14 protein-coding genes are annotated in these 15883 nt (G+C 62.2%); 7 read left to right on the top strand and 7 right to left on the bottom strand.

Annotated elements, in window-relative coordinates:
* Positions 1–226 precede the first annotated feature (226 nt).
* Positions 227–1795, top strand: coding sequence for an AAA family ATPase (locus RCF49_RS06655; protein ID WP_342643252.1), 1569 nt, complete (start codon positions 227–229; stop codon positions 1793–1795).
* A 13-nt stretch (positions 1796–1808) separates the two neighbouring features.
* On the top strand, positions 1809–3155 hold the full coding sequence (locus RCF49_RS06650) for an NAD(P)/FAD-dependent oxidoreductase (protein ID WP_342643251.1): 1347 nt from the start codon (positions 1809–1811) through the stop codon (positions 3153–3155).
* Positions 3156–3201: 46 nt separating this feature from the next.
* Here the strand turns inward: RCF49_RS06650 and RCF49_RS06645 are convergent, their stop codons facing one another.
* The gene (locus RCF49_RS06645) at positions 3202–4035 is read right to left on the bottom strand and encodes a universal stress protein (RefSeq protein WP_342643250.1); all 834 of its coding nucleotides are present in this window, start codon (positions 4033–4035) and stop codon (positions 3202–3204) included.
* Between the two features lie 181 nt (positions 4036–4216).
* On the opposite strand from RCF49_RS06645, the gene RCF49_RS06640 reads away from it, so the two are divergent.
* Positions 4217–4969, top strand: a complete 753-nt coding sequence (locus tag RCF49_RS06640) for a pyridoxine 5'-phosphate synthase (RefSeq protein ID WP_342643249.1) — start codon at positions 4217–4219, stop codon at positions 4967–4969.
* A gap of 4 nt (positions 4970–4973) precedes the next feature.
* On the opposite strand, the gene copM is transcribed toward RCF49_RS06640, so the two are convergent.
* Entirely contained in the window at positions 4974–5357 is a 384-nt protein-coding gene (gene copM, locus RCF49_RS06635; protein WP_342643248.1) for a CopM family metallochaperone, read from the bottom strand.
* A gap of 248 nt (positions 5358–5605) precedes the next feature.
* Entirely contained in the window at positions 5606–6376 is a 771-nt protein-coding gene (gene hutC / locus RCF49_RS06630; protein ID WP_342643247.1) for a histidine utilization repressor, read from the bottom strand.
* A 388-nt stretch (positions 6377–6764) separates the two neighbouring features.
* Here hutC and RCF49_RS06625 point away from each other — a divergent pair, with 388 nt between their 5' ends.
* Positions 6765–7499: an SDR family NAD(P)-dependent oxidoreductase gene (locus RCF49_RS06625; protein ID WP_342643246.1), complete on the top strand. Its 735-nt coding sequence runs from the start codon at positions 6765–6767 to the stop codon at positions 7497–7499.
* A gap of 41 nt (positions 7500–7540) precedes the next feature.
* On the opposite strand, the gene RCF49_RS06620 is transcribed toward RCF49_RS06625, so the two are convergent.
* Positions 7541–8032, bottom strand: a complete 492-nt coding sequence (locus tag RCF49_RS06620; RefSeq protein WP_342643245.1) for a BA14K family protein — start codon at positions 8030–8032, stop codon at positions 7541–7543.
* 838 nt (positions 8033–8870) lie between these two features.
* A complete protein-coding gene (locus tag RCF49_RS06615; RefSeq protein WP_342643244.1) occupies positions 8871–9458 on the bottom strand; it encodes a 5-formyltetrahydrofolate cyclo-ligase in 588 nt (195 codons plus the stop codon).
* Between the two features lie 204 nt (positions 9459–9662).
* Between RCF49_RS06615 and RCF49_RS06610 the strand changes: the two genes are divergently transcribed.
* Genes RCF49_RS06610 through RCF49_RS06600 form a run of 3 tightly spaced genes read left to right on the top strand, consistent with a single transcriptional unit; the run spans position 9663 to position 15079 of the window.
* Positions 9663–10736 carry an efflux RND transporter periplasmic adaptor subunit gene (locus tag RCF49_RS06610; RefSeq protein WP_342643243.1) on the top strand — a complete coding sequence of 358 codons (1074 nt, stop codon included), beginning with the start codon at positions 9663–9665 and terminating at the stop codon, positions 10734–10736.
* Complete coding sequence (locus RCF49_RS06605; RefSeq protein ID WP_342643242.1) at positions 10733–13834, top strand: efflux RND transporter permease subunit; 3102 nt, start codon at positions 10733–10735, stop codon at positions 13832–13834. The genes RCF49_RS06610 and RCF49_RS06605 overlap by 4 nt, the downstream gene beginning before the upstream one ends.
* Before the next feature lie 57 nt (positions 13835–13891).
* Positions 13892–15079 carry an acetyl-CoA C-acyltransferase family protein gene (locus RCF49_RS06600; protein ID WP_342643241.1) on the top strand — a complete coding sequence of 396 codons (1188 nt, stop codon included), beginning with the start codon at positions 13892–13894 and terminating at the stop codon, positions 15077–15079.
* A 3-nt stretch (positions 15080–15082) separates the two neighbouring features.
* On the opposite strand, the gene RCF49_RS06595 is transcribed toward RCF49_RS06600, so the two are convergent.
* A complete protein-coding gene (locus RCF49_RS06595; protein ID WP_342643240.1) occupies positions 15083–15265 on the bottom strand; it encodes a hypothetical protein in 183 nt (60 codons plus the stop codon).
* Between the two features lie 232 nt (positions 15266–15497).
* A complete protein-coding gene (locus RCF49_RS06590) occupies positions 15498–15848 on the bottom strand; it encodes a RidA family protein (RefSeq protein WP_342643239.1) in 351 nt (116 codons plus the stop codon).
* Positions 15849–15883 lie beyond the last annotated feature (35 nt).

Below are 15883 nucleotides of genomic sequence, written 5' to 3'. Positions count from 1 at the left end.
TACCATCGCTCTGCGCAAACGCAAGAGGGACCGCAATGCTGGACGAGGCGCACTCCCGTCCGCGTACCACTCCCAGAAGCTAAACGCCCGGAAACAGGAATCAGTTCCGATCACTTGCATTCTTGAGCAACGTGGGAAATGGGAGCGCTTGCGACATGATCATGGCGAAATACCGGATTGGCGAGTATCGTCCTGCTAAGGGTCGAGGTGACGAGGGACGGGGCCGATGGCGATTGCCGAGCACAAGAATTTTGACGATGTGCTCGGCTTTCTTGCGGATTATCACGCCTATGGGCAGGAGCCCATTGCCGTCGAGCGCATCGACACCCATGCAGCGATTCTGTTCCTGGCCGGACAGGATGTCTACAAGCTGAAGCGTCCGGTAAAATTGCCTTACCTCGATTTCTCCACGGTGGCGCTCCGGCAAAGGGTCCTTGAGCGGGAATTCGATCTGAACCGGGCCCATGCTCCGCAGCTCTATCTCGGGGTGGTACCGATCACACGCAGCGCAGAGGGCACGCTCGCCATCGACGGGGAGGGCGAGGCTGTCGAGTGGGCGCTCCACATGCGCCGCTTTCCCAATGAGGATCTGCTTGCCAATTACGCGGCAAAGCACGGGCTTTCCGCTGAGCTGACTCAACGGCTCGCCCAGGTCGTCGCCCGGGCTCATCAGACGGCTCCAATCTGCAACACAACTGACGGGCGTGAGCGCATGGCCGCCATTCTGACCCAGGTGCGCCAGGCCTTTGAGCGGGCGCCGGATCTTGTCAGCGCCGATATGCGCCGGCGCTTCGTCGAACGATCAGAGCTGGCGCTCGAGACGGCCTCGCGCAGCCTGAACATGCGGGCCGAACGCGGACTGGTCCGACGCTGCCATGCGGACCTGCATCTCGGCAATATCGCGCTCATCGATGGAGAGCCGGTGTTGTTCGATGCGCTGGAATTTGACGAGGGGCTGGCACAAATCGATGTCCTTTATGATCTTGCGTTTCTCATCATGGATATGATGCAGAAGGGGTTCCGGCCGGCCGCGCAGCTTCTGCTCAACCGCTATGTACAGCTGATGGATGGTCCGCTCACATTGTACGGACTCGCGGCCCTGCCCCTGTTCCTCGCATTGCGGGCTGGAATCCGTGCGGTGGTCACGATCGACCGCTTGCGGCAAATGCCGGAAAAGGAACCGGAGAGTGCCCGGCGTGAGATCCTCACCTATGTGAATGCGGCGATAGGATATCTCTTGCCGCCACCGGCCAAGCTGGTTGCGGTCGGCGGCTTCTCGGGCACGGGCAAGACGACGCTCGCTTCGGCCATCAGTCACCAGATCGGGGCGGCGCCCGGCGCCCTCCACTTGCGCAGCGATGTCGAGCGGAAGGCCATGTTCGGCCTCAGCGAGCATCAACGGCTCGGCGAGCATGGCTATACGCCGCAAGTGACGGCCGAGGTTTATGCCAGCATCAGTCAGAAGGCGAAGATCATCCTGCGCAGCGGACATTCCGTCGTGGTGGACGCGGTGTTCTCAAAGCCGGATGAGCGCGCAGCCATCGCCCGGGTGGCGGAGCGGCTCAATGTGCCGTTCGTGGGGTTATGGCTCACAGCGCCGAAGGAAAAGATGAAAGAGCGAGTCGAGCGGCGTATAGCCGATGCGTCTGATGCAACGGCGGAGGTGGTGGACCAGCAGCTTGCCTATGGAACGGGGCCGGTCTCGTGGAGCCCCATCGATGCGGGCGGGCGGAAGGAGGATACGCTCAGAGAGGCGCGCCGGATCTTGACCCGCAGGCTCGGTGCATTGGCCTGAGGCAGCTCGCTCCATGCCATCGACAGCCCATCCAGACGCGTTCCATTTCGCAAGCCCCGTTAAGAGCTATTGGGAAGAGACGGCGCCGCCGCTCGGCCTGCCGCTTGTGCCGCTGACAGGCCATCAGACATGTGATGTGGCCATTATCGGCGGCGGCTATACGGGGATTTCCTGCGCGCTAGAGCTGGCGGAGCGTTCGGCCGGGCGGGTCGTCGTGCTGGAGGCTGCCGAACCGGGATGGGGTGCCTCGGGGCGCAACGGCGGCTTTGTTTGCATCGGCGCTGCGAAACTGCCTTGGCCAGTGATGACCGCGCGCTATGGGCTTGCGGATACGCGTGCCTTTTACAGGCTGCAATGCGATGCAGTGGCCGCGTTGCGGGAGATGGCGCAACGGTATGGGTTCGATGCGGACATGTCCGCCGATGGCGAAATTGCCTTGGCGCACAAGCCCAGCAGACTGGCCGAGTTCCGGAAGGAGGCGCAGTTCCTGGCCGAGACATTCGGGGCGCGTTGCGAGATCCTCTCGGGCGAGGACTTGAGGACGCGAGGACTTCACTCGCCGGCGTTCCATGGCGGCATCTTCAACCCGGTGGGATATTCGACGCATCCGCTCAAGCTGGCGCGCGGGCTTGCCCGCGCCGCGCATGCGGCGGGTGCCATCATTCATCCGCATTCGCCGCTACGCTCCTGGCGCGCCTCGCCCGGAGGTCATCTTCTCACGACGGATCGCGGTTTACTCGAGGCAAAGCAGGTGGTGTTCGCCTGCAACGGCTTCACCCAAGAGCAGGTCGTGCCGCTGCTCAAGGGCCGGATCATGCCGGTTCTGTCAAATATTCTGGTCACGCGGCCGCTTTCACCGGAGGAAAGGGCGGCCCAAGGGTGGACTTCCACCACCATGTGCTTCGACAGCCGCATTTTGCTGCACTATTTCCGGCTGCTGCCCGATGGCCGGTTCCTTTTCGGCGGTCGGGGCGGAACCGATGCTTCGCGTCTCGGTGTAGCGCCCATGGAGCAGTCGTTGCGCCGAAGCTTCGAACGCATGTTTCCCGCCTGGGCCGAGGTGCAGCATACCCATTTCTGGCAGGGGCTCGCCTGTCTTGCCTATGATCTCGTGCCCTATCTCGGGCCGTTGGACAAGGCGCGTACGGTCTGGACGGCGCTGGCCTATCACGGCAACGGGGTCGCCATGGCAAATTGGTCTGGTCGGATGGTCGGCAAGTTGATCACCGGAGCCGAACGGCTCGAGGCCTTGCCCAAGGTCATCACGAGGCGGCTGGCGCGCTATCCCGCTCCCAATCTCAGGCCTGCCTATCTGAAGGCGGCCTATGCCTGGTATGGCATTCGGGACGAATGGCTATAGGTTTTTGGCTCGCCGGCCCGGCCATAGGTCCCCGCGTCTTAATCCCTCAATGGGATATGAGCACCGGAACCGTCATGTGATGAAGAATGTCGCGGGTCGCGCCACCGAACATGAACTCGCGCATGCGGGACTTGCCATAGCCGCCCATCACGACCAGGTCCGAGCCAAAATCGGAGATGCGCGACAGGATCTCGTCACCGACGCTGATGTCCTTGACCACCGAGCGGTGAATATCGGCCTTCACCCCGTGGCGTGCGAGGGCCGCGGCAATCGCCGTACCAGCGAGGGGCTCGTCTTCGCCATCACGGTTCACGCAGAGAATGACCGTGTGCTTTGCTTGCTTGAGAAGCGGCAGCGCGTCGAAAACGGCGCGGGATGCTTCGCGCTTGGCATTCCAGGCCACGGTGACCTCGGTGCCGATGTCATCGAAACTGCCGGAGGAGGGTATCACCAGCAGCGGGCGGCCCGTTTCAAGTAGAAGACGCTCGCAAAGATCGATCTCGACCATCGTTTCGCTATCCGGGTCTACCTGACCGGCAATGATGAGATCGGCATTGCGTCCAAATGCCACGACCGCATCGGCAATGATGGAGCCTTCCGCATCGACCTGCCGCCATTCGGCGCTCAAGCCCTGCGCCGCAACGGTCTGGTCGAAGAGCTGCTTCACCTGCTCGGCCCGCTCTTCGTAATATTGACGCTGGGTGTCCATGATCTCGGGGGTGATCTGCATGGCTATGGCCGGGTAGACCTGCACCGCGGGGATCACATAGACCCCCAACAGATGCGCCCCGTAACGCCCAGCAAGCTTTGCAGCAAGGCCGAGGACGACACCCGCCCGTTCAACGTCGTTGAGCGAAACGACGATGGTCTTATAGCCCATGACACGATCCCTCGAATAAGATACGGCCGGCAGCCCCGCCGAGGCACCTAAGTGGTCACGTGGGCAATAGACGGTCAAGTGAGAAGTCACCAAACGCCGTGCCCGATAGCGTTGACCTTAAGGCGGGGTAAACCTATTGTCGAGAAAAAGCACGCTCTCCCAGAGTGTTAAGGTTTTGTGAATGGCCACCAATCTCAGCGTCAATCTCAACAAGATCGCCCTTCTCAGAAACCAGCGCGATCTGCCTTATCCCAGCGTCACCGAGATGGCGCGGATCTGCATCGACGCTGGCTGCCAAGGGATCACGGTGCATCCGCGTCCGGATGAGCGACACATCACCCGGCAGGACGTGCGGGAGTTGAGAGCGCTTCTCAAGGGACATACCGAGATCGAGTTCAACATCGAGGGCTATCCCAGTGAGGATTTCCTAGAGCTGGTGGCTGAGGTGCGGCCAGAACAGGTGACTTTGGTGCCCGATGCGCCCGGCCAGAAGACCTCGGATCACGGCTGGGATATTCCGGCCAATCGCGCCCTGCTGGAAGCCGTCATCAAAAGGCTCCATAGCCAGAGCGCGCGCGTGTCGCTGTTCATCGATGCGGATCCCCAAATGGCCGTGGAGGCCGCAAGCGTCGGCGCCGATCGGATCGAGCTCTATACCGGACCCTATCATTTCGCTCTGATGCGCGGAGAGGACGATAGAATTCTGCCGAGCTATCGGGCGGCAGCGGATGCGGCCCAACGCGCAGGGCTCGGCGTGAATGCTGGCCATGACCTCAATCTCGACAATCTCGCGAAGTTCATCGCCGCAGTGCCGCAGGTTGCGGAAGTGTCGATCGGGCACGCGCTCACTGCGGATGCCCTGGTGATGGGAATGGCGAATGCCGTCTCAGCCTATCTGGCGGTGTTGCGGGAGGCAGCGCCAAAGGCCAGCTGAGGCCTTATCCACCGTTCTCGGCGAGCCATTTCTTCATCCAGTCGATCTCGGCTTCCTGGGCCGCGATGATTGCCTGTGCCAGCGCCTTGACCTCCGGGTCCTCGCCATGGTCGAGCACCACGCGGGCCATGTCTATTGCGCCCTGATGATGGGCGATCATTCCGCGCACGAAATCGAGATCAGGATTGCCCGTCAGAGGGATATCCATATCCTTGTGCATTTTCGCCAGGGCGGCGCGATAGGCAGTGTCGGCCGGTGAGCCGGCGGTCGTGCCGCCGGGTGCCTGGCCTTCCTGATGGGTGCCATGCTGATGCTGGTTTGTTTCTTGCGCCCATACGGTCGTCGCGCAGGCCAGGCTTAACCCAAGAGCGAGGATCACATATTTCATTGAGAGGATCCTTTGCGTTCGGCTCGCTGTATCTTCAATTATTCTCGATTTGTATGCTCGGCGATATCGGCGCTTTTGCGTCATCCATCTTCTGAACCTTACAAAATCTTAAGATGACTTCGCGGCGCTGGGCGATATCCTCAAATCAATGGCTCGGTTCCCGCATCTTGCTTCCCCTCGCAAGCGAGCCATACCCAGAACGGGCGGTCTTCCCCGGGGCCGCCCGTTTCGCTTGCGCGGGAGCACGGTCAGGAGGCTTCGGCCAGGATGCGGCTCTTGCCCGGGGAGAGCGGATTGTACCGCGATCGCCAGACATGGCGGTTGCCGGAATGGACGAAGCGGGCATAGCTCGCCACATGTCCGCCGGTCCAAATGCGGCGCTCTATACTCATGCAGGGCTCTCCCGGGCCAATGATCAGCAGGCGCTGATGGCTTGCTTGGGGCAGCACGGCACGGATCACATGCTCAACCTCATCCGCCGGGATGATGCCGGCAAGATAGGATTCCGGGGTTATCCGGGCGAAATCCTGGTCGAGAAAGCCCGGCACGACGGCTGGATTGCACCATCTCTCTTCGATTTGAACCGGCAGCTCATCCTCGCAATGGATGATCACCGCCCGAAACAGGCGGGAGGGCTGGGCCAAGCCGAACAAGCGGCTCACCTCAGCATTTGCCCTCAAAGCCTCCTTCTCCTCGATTATCGCGCTGTATTTATGACCACGCGAGCGGATGTCCTCGGCAATATCCGGTAATTCGATGATGCCGGCCTGAAGGGGATTGCCGCGCACGAAGGTGCCCACGCCCTGAACACGCGACAGGAACCCCTCGTCCGTGAGCTCGCGCAGGGCGCGGTTGATGGTCATCCGGCTGACCTTCAACTCGGCGACGAGCTGATTCTCCGATGGGATCTTCAGGCCCGCCGGCCAATCGCCCCGGCGTATGTGCTCGGCGATGTGGCTCTTGATCCGGAGATATAGCGGCACGGGCCCGCCGTTCTGTCGGGACTGCGACATGGTCATTGCTCAGAGAGCCTCCTTCGCCTCTGTCGCAAGCCGGCCAGCCACATCTCTTTCCAATCACGCACCCGGAGTGGCCTCACATCATTCAAGTGATTGATCCTCGATGTCCTCGGGGCCGGCCGTTCGGCGAACCCCGCAAGCATTCCTGTCTCCGTCCGGTCTACAGTTGGGCACCCGCATGACGCTCTCCATCCGTATTGATTCTGTGGGCGGCCGCAAGCGGGTTGGCGCCGTCTCCCGATTTTATGTCATGATGCGGGTTCTGTGCTGGCTATGGCGATGGGAGGCTGGGGTGTCTACGAGAGCTGTGGGCAGGCATCATAAAGGATTTCGCAAGGCTTCGCTCCTGCCGGGCGGAACGGGTGTCGCCGAAGAGAGTTGGCGTGACATGACTGGAACCACAGCCCCCGCAACACATCGTCTCGAGGGGCGCACTGCCTGGGTCACGACCGGATCTGGCGCGGCGGGCCGGGTTGCCGCATCAACCCTCGCGCGCGCCGGCGCCAATGTGGCGGTGGGCTTCATCGCAGTGCCGGTCGGCGGTGCCAGCCATCATGATTTTAGGCTGCGTTCGGCTGATGCGCTGGATGCGATGCTGGACGCCGTGGCGATTACGGGGCGCCGCGGGATTGGCGGGCAGCTCGACCTTTATTCAGCAGAGGCACGGGAGCGCTTTGCCGATCATGTCCGCATGGAGCTCGGCCAGATCTCGATCCTGGTGAATGTGCTGAGCATGGAGGGACGCGATCCAACACGTGAAGCCCGGCCGGCGGGCCAAACGCTCGATGCCCAGCTCGAGGGCATGTTGCGCGTGATCGACCTTCTTACACCGGCAATGATCGAGCGGGCCTGGGGGCGGATCATCACCATTGTCGAGGTGCGCGATGGCACCCGAGATGCACTTGAGCAAGCGATGACGGCGCAGGCGAGCCTACAAAGCCTCACGCGCGGGATGGCGCTCGATCTGACGCCGCGCGGGGTCGGATGCTTTTTGATCGGTCCCGGAATGTCAGCGGATCCGGCGAAACTTGCGACCCTCATCCTCGCTTTGTGCGCGGATGAGGCCGTGACACTGAGCGGTCAGACGGTGGCGCTCAGCGCCGGGGGAACGGCAACCGGCTGAAGCATGGATGCCATGCTGCAGCCGGCCTGCCCGAATTCTGGCTATTGGCAGAAGCGGTACTGACCGGAGCCGGTGCGGAAATAGCCGGTCTGCGGATTGAAGGAACGGTAGCGCTGCTGGCAATACCGGTACCATTCCCGGCTCCAGGGTTCGAGCTGGCCACCGCGAACGGCCCGGGGTTGACGCACGTTCTGCGCCATGCAGTCGTTATAGGCGGCATGATAATAGCTGTTCCATTGACCACCCGATCCGGCGGCGCCGCCTAGAGCACCTACGCCTGCGCCAATGGCCGCACCGCGGCCGGCCCCCTTGCCGCCGCCGATGATGCCGCCGAGCAGCGCTCCGCCGATCGCGCCAGCGGCCGCGCCGCCGACAACGTTGCCAGCGGGATTTGCTGCGCGATTCGCATAGTCGCGAGCATAACGATCACAATAGGCGCTCTGGGCCGAAGCCTCGCTCGCCCCAACGGTGACCATCGCGCCGACCATCGCGGCCGCGATCACAGCCGTTCTCATGCCTGTCCTTAGGCTCATGGGTCTTAACCTCAGTCAGTGTGACAGCTAGAGCATCCGAAACAGATCCTCTCTCACGGTTAGAATTAACCGCCCGCAAGGTGAACGCTGCCTGAATTGCCGTCCAGGAGAATTGGACGTCTCGTGCTGCAAACCCGGGCGGCGCGGGCCTATCTGCGAATTCGCACATTGGGCGCCCAGGGCGGCAGGTCGTTGTTCCTCGGCGCAAAGCCAAAACCCAGAGGCCAAGGCCGATAAGGCTCGTGCGCGCCGGGGGCATGCGGAAAGGACAGAGCGTCGTCCGCAGCGGTCAGATCCGACGGCCGGATGGGGCTGATCCGTTTGAGGCCGGCCACAGGCGGGGACGGTGGGGCGTCGTTGACCTCGGGAAGAGATAACGGCCAGCTCGGGCTCTTCTGCTCCAGGTTTGGCGCGTTCGGAAAGGACCAGGCCTCGTGGGTGGTGGTGAATGGTGATGGCCGGATCGGCCTCGTTTGTTCCAGCACCTTTCGGGGTTGCAGGCCATATTTGGACGGCTGCGCTTCGGCTGACATCGCTTGCGCTGTTGCACATAGCGATAGCACCGCGGCAGCGCCGAGGAGAATTCGTCTCGCGCGGGCATCCCTCATGATTTCAGCTGCCTTCCACTCACACAAACACGGCCCTGGGCAGGCTCATTCGCCCTGCAGGGCGTTGCTCGTCATTATCGTATGAGGAGGATGTGCAACTATTGAGGGAGTATGGGGTCAGGAAGGGGGCGGCTTTCGTTCTGTTTTGCGGCCGGCGCTCTTATCGAGCGCTGGTCAGCGTGTGGCCTGTCGAATGTGGCGAGGCTCATGTGCTCTGCGCAGGGGTCTGTTCAGACGGGTGTCCATATGGCCTGATCAGTGACGATCCGGTCCATCGGGATGTCGTGCGGTTGCGGAAAGATTGTTTCAATTTGAAACGGTGCGAAGGCGACGCCGATCGCCAGTGGGCGTTTCTCGAAAGCAGCCAAGGTCCGATCGAAATAGCCACCGCCATAGCCCAGCCGGTAACAGGAGCGATCAAAGCCTAAGCATGGGGCCAGCACGACATCCGGTGTCACCTCTTCGGTACCGGCGGGGACGGGAATTCCAAGAACACCGCGTTCTAGGCGAGCCTCCGGCGTCCAGAGGCGGAATGTGAGCGGTGCGTTCTTCGTCGCGACAATCGGAAGGGCCACGCGCGCGCCGCGTGATGAAATCTGCGCCATCCAGGGACGCAGGTCAGGCTCGCCGCGGTAGGGGAAATAGGCGCTGATGATTCGGCCCGGCGTTATCTCAACAGCTTGGTTGAGGCGAGCGATGATCTCGCGTGTGAGGCTCGCCCGCTGCTCCACCGACAGGGCAAGCCGCCCAGCTGCGAGCCGCTGACGCTCAGCTTTTCGCCAGATGTCAACCTCTTCCCATGTCTGAGGATTTTCCAAAGCGCACCTCCAACAATCGGTCCAATTCGCCATCACGGTGTTTTGACGGTGAAATTGTGATCAGATCTAGATCTTCATGGCTCAGGTCTTGCACAAAACCGCGGCTGAGCCCAGAGTTTCCCGCTACAGGTCAAGGGTGCATCGCTGATCATGAACTGCCATGGAAGTACCGGTTTCCGGTGGGCGGCGCCCCTGCTGGCCTGCATGATGATCGCCGCAGGGAGCGCGCCGGCATTTGCCGAAGTCAAGGCCGTGGCGGTGGATGCCGCGCCCGTCGTAAGGCAGGCGCTCAGCGAGACGCTTTCTGCCGCAGGGGCGCTGGCGCCCAACGAATCGGTGGTGGTCAGGCCGCAGATCGATGGGCGAATCGCGGAAATTCACTTCCAGGAAGGCCATCGAATCGAGGCGGGCGAGCTGCTCTTCACCCTGGATGATGAGCTCTATAAGGCGCAGCTTGACGAGGCCAAGGCCAATTTCGCGCTGGCCAAGCAGAATAGCGACCGGGCAAGCCAGCTATTGAGCTCTCGAGCCGGCACGGAGCGGGCGCGGGACGAGGCACTGGCGCAGCGGCGGGTGGCCGAAGCGCGGGTGGCGGTTGCCGAGAAGAATCTCAGCGATACCCGGATCTATGCTCCATTCTCCGGTGAACTCGGCTTACGGAAGGTCAGCATCGGTGCCTATGTGAGCCAGGGCGATGACCTGGTGGACCTCGTTCAGACTGACCCCCTGAAGGTCACGTTCCAGCTTCCGGAGCGCGTCTTGCGGTTTCTCGATGTCGGCCAGCCGGTGGACGTCACGGTGGATGCACGCCCGGGCGAGACCTTTTCCGGGAAGGTCACGGTGATCGCGCCGGAGGTGACGGTCTCGGGCCGGTCGCTCCAGCTCAGGGCGGAAATCGACAATCGGGAGGGACGGCTGAGGCCCGGGCTGTTTGCTCGGGTGAGCGTCACGGTCTCCCAACGGGAGGATGCCCTGTTCGTGCCCGAGACGGCGCTGGTGCCACGGGGCAACGAGCATTTCGTCTATCGGGTCCTGGATGGAAAGGCGCGGGAAACAGGCGTGGTGATCGGCGCCCGCAAATCCGGGTTGGTTGAGATTGTGAAGGGGCTTAGCCCATCGGATATCGTGGTGAGCGCTGGCCAGATGAAGCTCCGTGACGGCGATGCTGTGGAGATCGTCGGCGGGCCGGCGCTGAAGAGCCCTCAGCAAAAGGATGAGGGAGGGACGGAAGGCAAGACCGGAGCCAGCGCGGCTCCGCTGGCTGCGAGACGGTCATGAAGCTGTCGGATACCTGCATCCACCGGCCAGTCTTCGCCACAGTGCTCAGCCTGGTGGTGGTGCTGCTCGGGCTCGTCAGCTACAACCGGCTGGCGGTGCGGGAATATCCTGAGATCGACAGCCCAGTGGTCAGCGTCAGCACCAATTATCCCGGTGCCAGCGCCAGCATCATGGAAAGCCAGGTCACGCGGGTCCTGGAAGAGAGCCTCGCCGGCATCGAGGGCATCGACTACATGACCTCGGTGAGCCGGCAGGAACGCAGCCAGATCACCGTCACCTTCGATCTCGATCGCGATGCGGACAGCGCCGCGGCCGATGTGCGCGACCGGGTGAGCCGGGCGAGCCGGCGTCTGCCCGAGGAAATCGAAACACCGGTCATTCAGAAGGTCGAGGCCGATTCACAGCCGGTTCTCTATCTCTCGTTCTCCAGCACGGCCCATGATCGCCTGCAGCTCAGCGATTATGCGGACCGCTATGTGAAGGATCAGCTCCAGACCCTCACAGGGGTTGCCGAGGTGCGCATCTATGGCGAGCGCCGGTTCGCCATGCGGCTGTGGCTCGATCCCATGCGACTGGCTGGCTATAATCTGACCGTCCAGGACGTCGAGGATGCGCTGCGCCGGCAGAATGTGGACATTCCCGGCGGGCTCGTGGAAGGCCGAGACCGCGAGTTCACGGTGCTGTCGCGGACCAATCTGCAGACGGTCGAGCAGTTCGACGATCTCATCATCAAGCAGGCCGACGGCTATTCCGTGCGCCTGCGGGATGTGGGACATGCCCAGCTCGCGGCCCATAGCGAGCGTATGTTCGCCCGCTATAATGGCAATAATGCCATTACGCTCGGGATCGTGAAGCAGGCGACAGCCAATCCGCTCGATGTCTCGCGGGAGGTGCGCGCGATCCTGCCGGAGATCGAGCGCGCGTTGCCGGACGGCATGACGGTCAATATCGGCTATGACCGCTCAGTGTTCATCGAGAAATCGATCGAGAATGTCTACAGGACGATCGGCGAAGCGATCATCCTGGTGGTTCTCATCATCTTCTTCTTCCTGAGGTCGCTGCGCGCGACGATCATCCCGATCATCACCATTCCCGTCTCGCTGATCGGCACGTTCGCGCTGATGTTCTTCTTCGGCTTCACCATCAACACGCTGACGTTGCTCGCGCTGGTGCTGGCCATCGGGCTCGTGGTGGACGATGCCATCGTGATGCTCGAGAACATCTACCGGTATGTGGAGCAAGGCTTGACCCCGGTGGAAGCGGCGCTCAAGGGCTCGCGCGAGATCGCCTTCGCGGTGATTGCCATGACCTTGACGCTTGCCGCGGTCTATGTGCCCATCGGCTTCATGACCGGCAAGACCGGCCAGCTCTTCACAGAATTTGCCTGGGCGCTGGCCGGCGCCGTGCTGATTTCGGGCTTCGTTGCTTTGACGCTCTCGCCCATGATGTGCGCGAAGCTGTTGCGGGCAGACCATTCGCCCAATCGGTTCTCGCGCGCGGTCGAGCGCTTTCTCGACGGGCTGACCAATGGCTACCGGCGTTTGCTTCAGATCGCCTTGTCTCAGCGGCTGCTGGTGGTGCTCATTGGCCTTTGCGTGGCAGGGGTCGGTGTCTACTATTACACGCTGCTGCGTTCAGAGCTCGCGCCGTATGAGGATCAGGGAGCGGTCATGGGCCGGATCGTCGGCCCGGAAGGCGCCACCATCGACTATATGGACAAGTACGCCCAACAGGTCGAGGACATCTATTCGAGGGTGCCGGAACGCTTGTCCTATTCGGTGATGGGTGGCTTCCCAACGGTGTCCTCGGGAAATTCATTTATCGTGCTGAAGCCGTGGGAAGAGCGGGAACGCAGCGCCCGTGACATTGCCCAAGAGCTCAGGGGCGAGATGGCCCGTATTCCGGGCATTGACGTGTTTCCGATCCTGCCGGCGCCGCTGGGGCAGCGCGGCGGCTCGAAGGCGGTCGAGATCGTCATCCAGACCTCGGCCGCCTACGAAGATCTGAACAAGATGGTGCAGCAGGTCCGGGATGCGGTTGCCGATTATCCGGGCTTGGTGAATCTCGAGTCTGATCTCGAACTCAACAAGCCGCAAGTCGAGGTCGGTCTCGATCGCGACAAGGCCGCCGATCTCGGCATCAATGTGGATACGGTGGGCCGCACTTTGGAGACGATGCTGGGTGGGCGGCAGGTCACGCGGTTCGAGCGCGAAGGCAAGCAGTATGATGTGATCGTCCAGCTTGCCCGGTCGGACCGGTCGACGCCTCAGGATCTCGAAAATCTGTATGTGCGCAGTGCTGCCGGAGACATGGTGCCGCTCTCCAATATCGTCGAGGTCGAGGAACGGGTGGCGCCGCGCGAGCTCAACCACTTCAACCAGCTGCGCTCTGCCACGCTCACGGCCAATCTCGGCGAGGGCGCGAGCTTGGGAGACGCGCTAAGCCGGCTCGAGACGGCCATTCGCGATAATCTGCCGGCCACCACGCGGATCGACTATTCCGGCCAGTCCCGGGATTTCAAACAGGCGGGCGCGGAGATCTATCTCACCTTCGCGCTGGCGCTCTTGTTCATCTATCTGGTGCTCTCGGCACAGTTCGAGAGCTTCATCGATCCGTTCATCATTCTGCTCACCGTGCCTCTGTCGATCGCAGGCGGATTGATCACGCTCTATTACGCCGGTGGCACGCTGAATATTTACAGTCAGGTGGGGTTGGTGACGCTGATCGGGCTCATCTCAAAGCATGGCATCCTCATTGTCGAGTTCGCGAACCAGATGCGTGAGGAGGGCAAATCGGTCCGTGAGGCGATCAGTGAGGCGGCGAGCTTGCGGCTGCGGCCGATCCTGATGACCACGGGCGCCATGGTGCTGGGGGCGGTGCCGCTCGCGATTGCCACAGGAGCCGGCGCTGAAAGCCGCCACAGTATCGGCTGGGTCATCGTCGGCGGTATTTCGGTAGGCACCTTCTTTACACTTTTCGTCATCCCGGCGGTATATTCGCTCATCCGGCGTGACAAGCGGGTGCGCCATACGGTACAGACCCGGCACGAACCACGTGGGCTGGAGGTTCCAAAAGGAGGCCATCAGCCCGCTGAATAAGCTGAATAACATGTGCCGCCCGCCCGAGTTGGGCGCGGGAACAGCGGGAGATCAGAGATGCAGGGACGCGACGTGGTCATCGTGAGCGGTGTGCGCACGGCAATCGGCACTTTCGGGGGAAGCTTGAAATCGGTGCCGCCTACGGAGCTTGCTGCAACCTGCGTGCGCGAAGCCCTCACCCGGGCCGGCGTCGAGGCCAGCCAGGTGGGCCATGTGGTGTTCGGCAGCGTGATCCAGACCGAGCCCAAGGACATGTATCTCGCGCGGGTCGCCGCCATCAATGCGGGCATCCCGGTCGAAGTGCCGGCCATGACCCTCAATCGTCTGTGCGGATCCGGGGCGCAAGCCATTGTGTCGGCGGCGCAGTCGATCATGCTAGGCGATTGCGATGTGGCGGTTGCCGGGGGTGCCGAGTCGATGAGCCGGTCGCCTTACGTGCAGACCGGCGCGCGATGGGGCGTGCGCATGGGGGATACCGCCGTCATCGACATGATGCTGGGGGCGCTGAATGATCCCTTCGGCCATGGCCATATGGGGGTGACGGCGGAGAATGTGGCGCGGCGGTTCGAGATTTCCCGCGAGCAGCAGGATGTCTTCGCGGCCGAGAGCCATCGCCGGGCGGCACGGGCCATCACTGAGGGGCGCTTCAAGGAGCAGATCGTGCCGGTCGAAGTGAAGGCGGGGCGCGAAACCATCAAGTTCGATACGGACGAGCATGTCCGGATGAATGCTTCGGTTGAGGACATGGCCGGGCTCAGGCCCGTGTTCCAGAAGGAGGGAACGGTGACGGCCGGCAACTCCTCGGGCATCAATGATGGCGCGGCTGCGCTGGTGCTCATGTCGGCGGAGGCAGCGCATGCGGCCGGGGTGAAGTCGCTGGCGCGGCTCATCGGTTACGGGCATGCGGGGGTCGAGCCCTCGGAAATGGGGATCGGGCCGGTGCCGGCAGTGCGCAACATGCTCAAATCCACGGGCATGACGATCGAGGATTTCGACGTTATCGAATCCAACGAAGCGTTCGCCGCCCAGGCTTGCGCGGTATCTAAGGAGCTGAACTTCCCCGCTGCGAAGACCAATCCGAATGGCGGGGCTATTGCCCTTGGCCATCCGGTTGGCGCGAGCGGTGCCATCATCACGGTGAAGGCGCTTTACGAATTGCAGCGCACCAATGGCCATTACGGCCTGGTCACCATGTGCATCGGCGGCGGCCAGGGCATCGCGCTGGCCATCGAGCGTATGCAGTAAGCGTCAAAGGCCGCGAAGCAGACAGCCGAAGGCAAGGACCAGATAGGCCGCAAGCATGACCCACATTGCATGCGGCTCGATCGAGGAGCCTATAAAGGGGAGCGGTATGGTCTTGCTGATCACGCCAGCACCGGCCAGAACTGCAGAAATCAAGAACATGACCATGGAAGGCGGGTTCAGGTGCATCGGGTCCTCCGTCGCGCAGGGGACGCATCACCCAACTCACGTTAATCTACTTAGGGTTGCAGACGATTCCTGTCAACCCGGAGTTGTCATGCCCGTGACGCTGGGGCCGAGCGCCACGGGCATTCGCTGCTGAGACGCGTTGCCGCGCTTCTTCAAATCGCGAAACCGCGTCTCAAGTGCTTGCTCGGTCGCATTTTCTTCGCGCGAACCGTCCTCCTCGCACGACGATGCTCTAGAGAGCTGCCGTCAGCATCATCTCCACATCGATCTTGGGATTGGCCAGACGGGCCTCGACGCAGGCACGTGCAGGCGTGTGCCCCTGCGGCACCCAAGCATCCCAGACCGCATTCATCTCGTTGAAATAGGCCATCTTCGACAGCCAGATCGTCACCTGCAAGATCTTGGTCTTGTCGGTGCCGGCCTCGGCTAAAACCTCGTCAATCTGATTGAGAATGTCCTCAGTCTGCTCGGCAACCGACTTGCCGGCGGCGGCCTCAGCAATCTGGCCGGCAAGGTAAACGGTGTTCCCATGAATGACCGCGTTGGACAGCCGGGCTTCAACGCCGAGACGCTTCAATGACATGATCTTCTCCCAATTGGATCAAAGAGGTGGCAGAC

This window comes from Rhodoligotrophos sp. CJ14, from assembly GCF_038811545.1.
Classification (GTDB): Bacteria; Pseudomonadota; Alphaproteobacteria; order Rhizobiales; family Im1; genus Rhodoligotrophos; species Rhodoligotrophos ferricapiens.
This window is presented reverse-complemented; position numbering and strand designations above follow the sequence as displayed.

Excerpts from the sequence above, each read along its gene's own strand:
- RCF49_RS06655 (WP_342643252.1), top strand. The coding sequence starts at position 227 with ATGGCGATTGCCGAGCACAAGAATTTTGACGATGTGCTCGGCTTTCTT.
- RCF49_RS06650 (WP_342643251.1), top strand. The coding sequence starts at position 1,809 with ATGCCATCGACAGCCCATCCAGACGCGTTCCATTTCGCAAGCCCCGTT.
- RCF49_RS06645 (WP_342643250.1), bottom strand. The coding sequence starts at position 4,035 with ATGGGCTATAAGACCATCGTCGTTTCGCTCAACGACGTTGAACGGGCG.
- RCF49_RS06640 (WP_342643249.1), top strand. The coding sequence starts at position 4,217 with ATGGCCACCAATCTCAGCGTCAATCTCAACAAGATCGCCCTTCTCAGA.
- copM (WP_342643248.1), bottom strand. The coding sequence starts at position 5,357 with ATGAAATATGTGATCCTCGCTCTTGGGTTAAGCCTGGCCTGCGCGACG.
- hutC (WP_342643247.1), bottom strand. The coding sequence starts at position 6,376 with ATGACCATGTCGCAGTCCCGACAGAACGGCGGGCCCGTGCCGCTATAT.
- RCF49_RS06625 (WP_342643246.1), top strand. The coding sequence starts at position 6,765 with ATGACTGGAACCACAGCCCCCGCAACACATCGTCTCGAGGGGCGCACT.
- RCF49_RS06620 (WP_342643245.1), bottom strand. The coding sequence starts at position 8,032 with ATGAGCCTAAGGACAGGCATGAGAACGGCTGTGATCGCGGCCGCGATG.
- RCF49_RS06610 (WP_342643243.1), top strand. The coding sequence starts at position 9,663 with ATGATGATCGCCGCAGGGAGCGCGCCGGCATTTGCCGAAGTCAAGGCC.
- RCF49_RS06605 (WP_342643242.1), top strand. The coding sequence starts at position 10,733 with ATGAAGCTGTCGGATACCTGCATCCACCGGCCAGTCTTCGCCACAGTG.
- RCF49_RS06600 (WP_342643241.1), top strand. The coding sequence starts at position 13,892 with ATGCAGGGACGCGACGTGGTCATCGTGAGCGGTGTGCGCACGGCAATC.
- RCF49_RS06595 (WP_342643240.1), bottom strand. The coding sequence starts at position 15,265 with ATGCACCTGAACCCGCCTTCCATGGTCATGTTCTTGATTTCTGCAGTT.
- RCF49_RS06590 (WP_342643239.1), bottom strand. The coding sequence starts at position 15,848 with ATGTCATTGAAGCGTCTCGGCGTTGAAGCCCGGCTGTCCAACGCGGTC.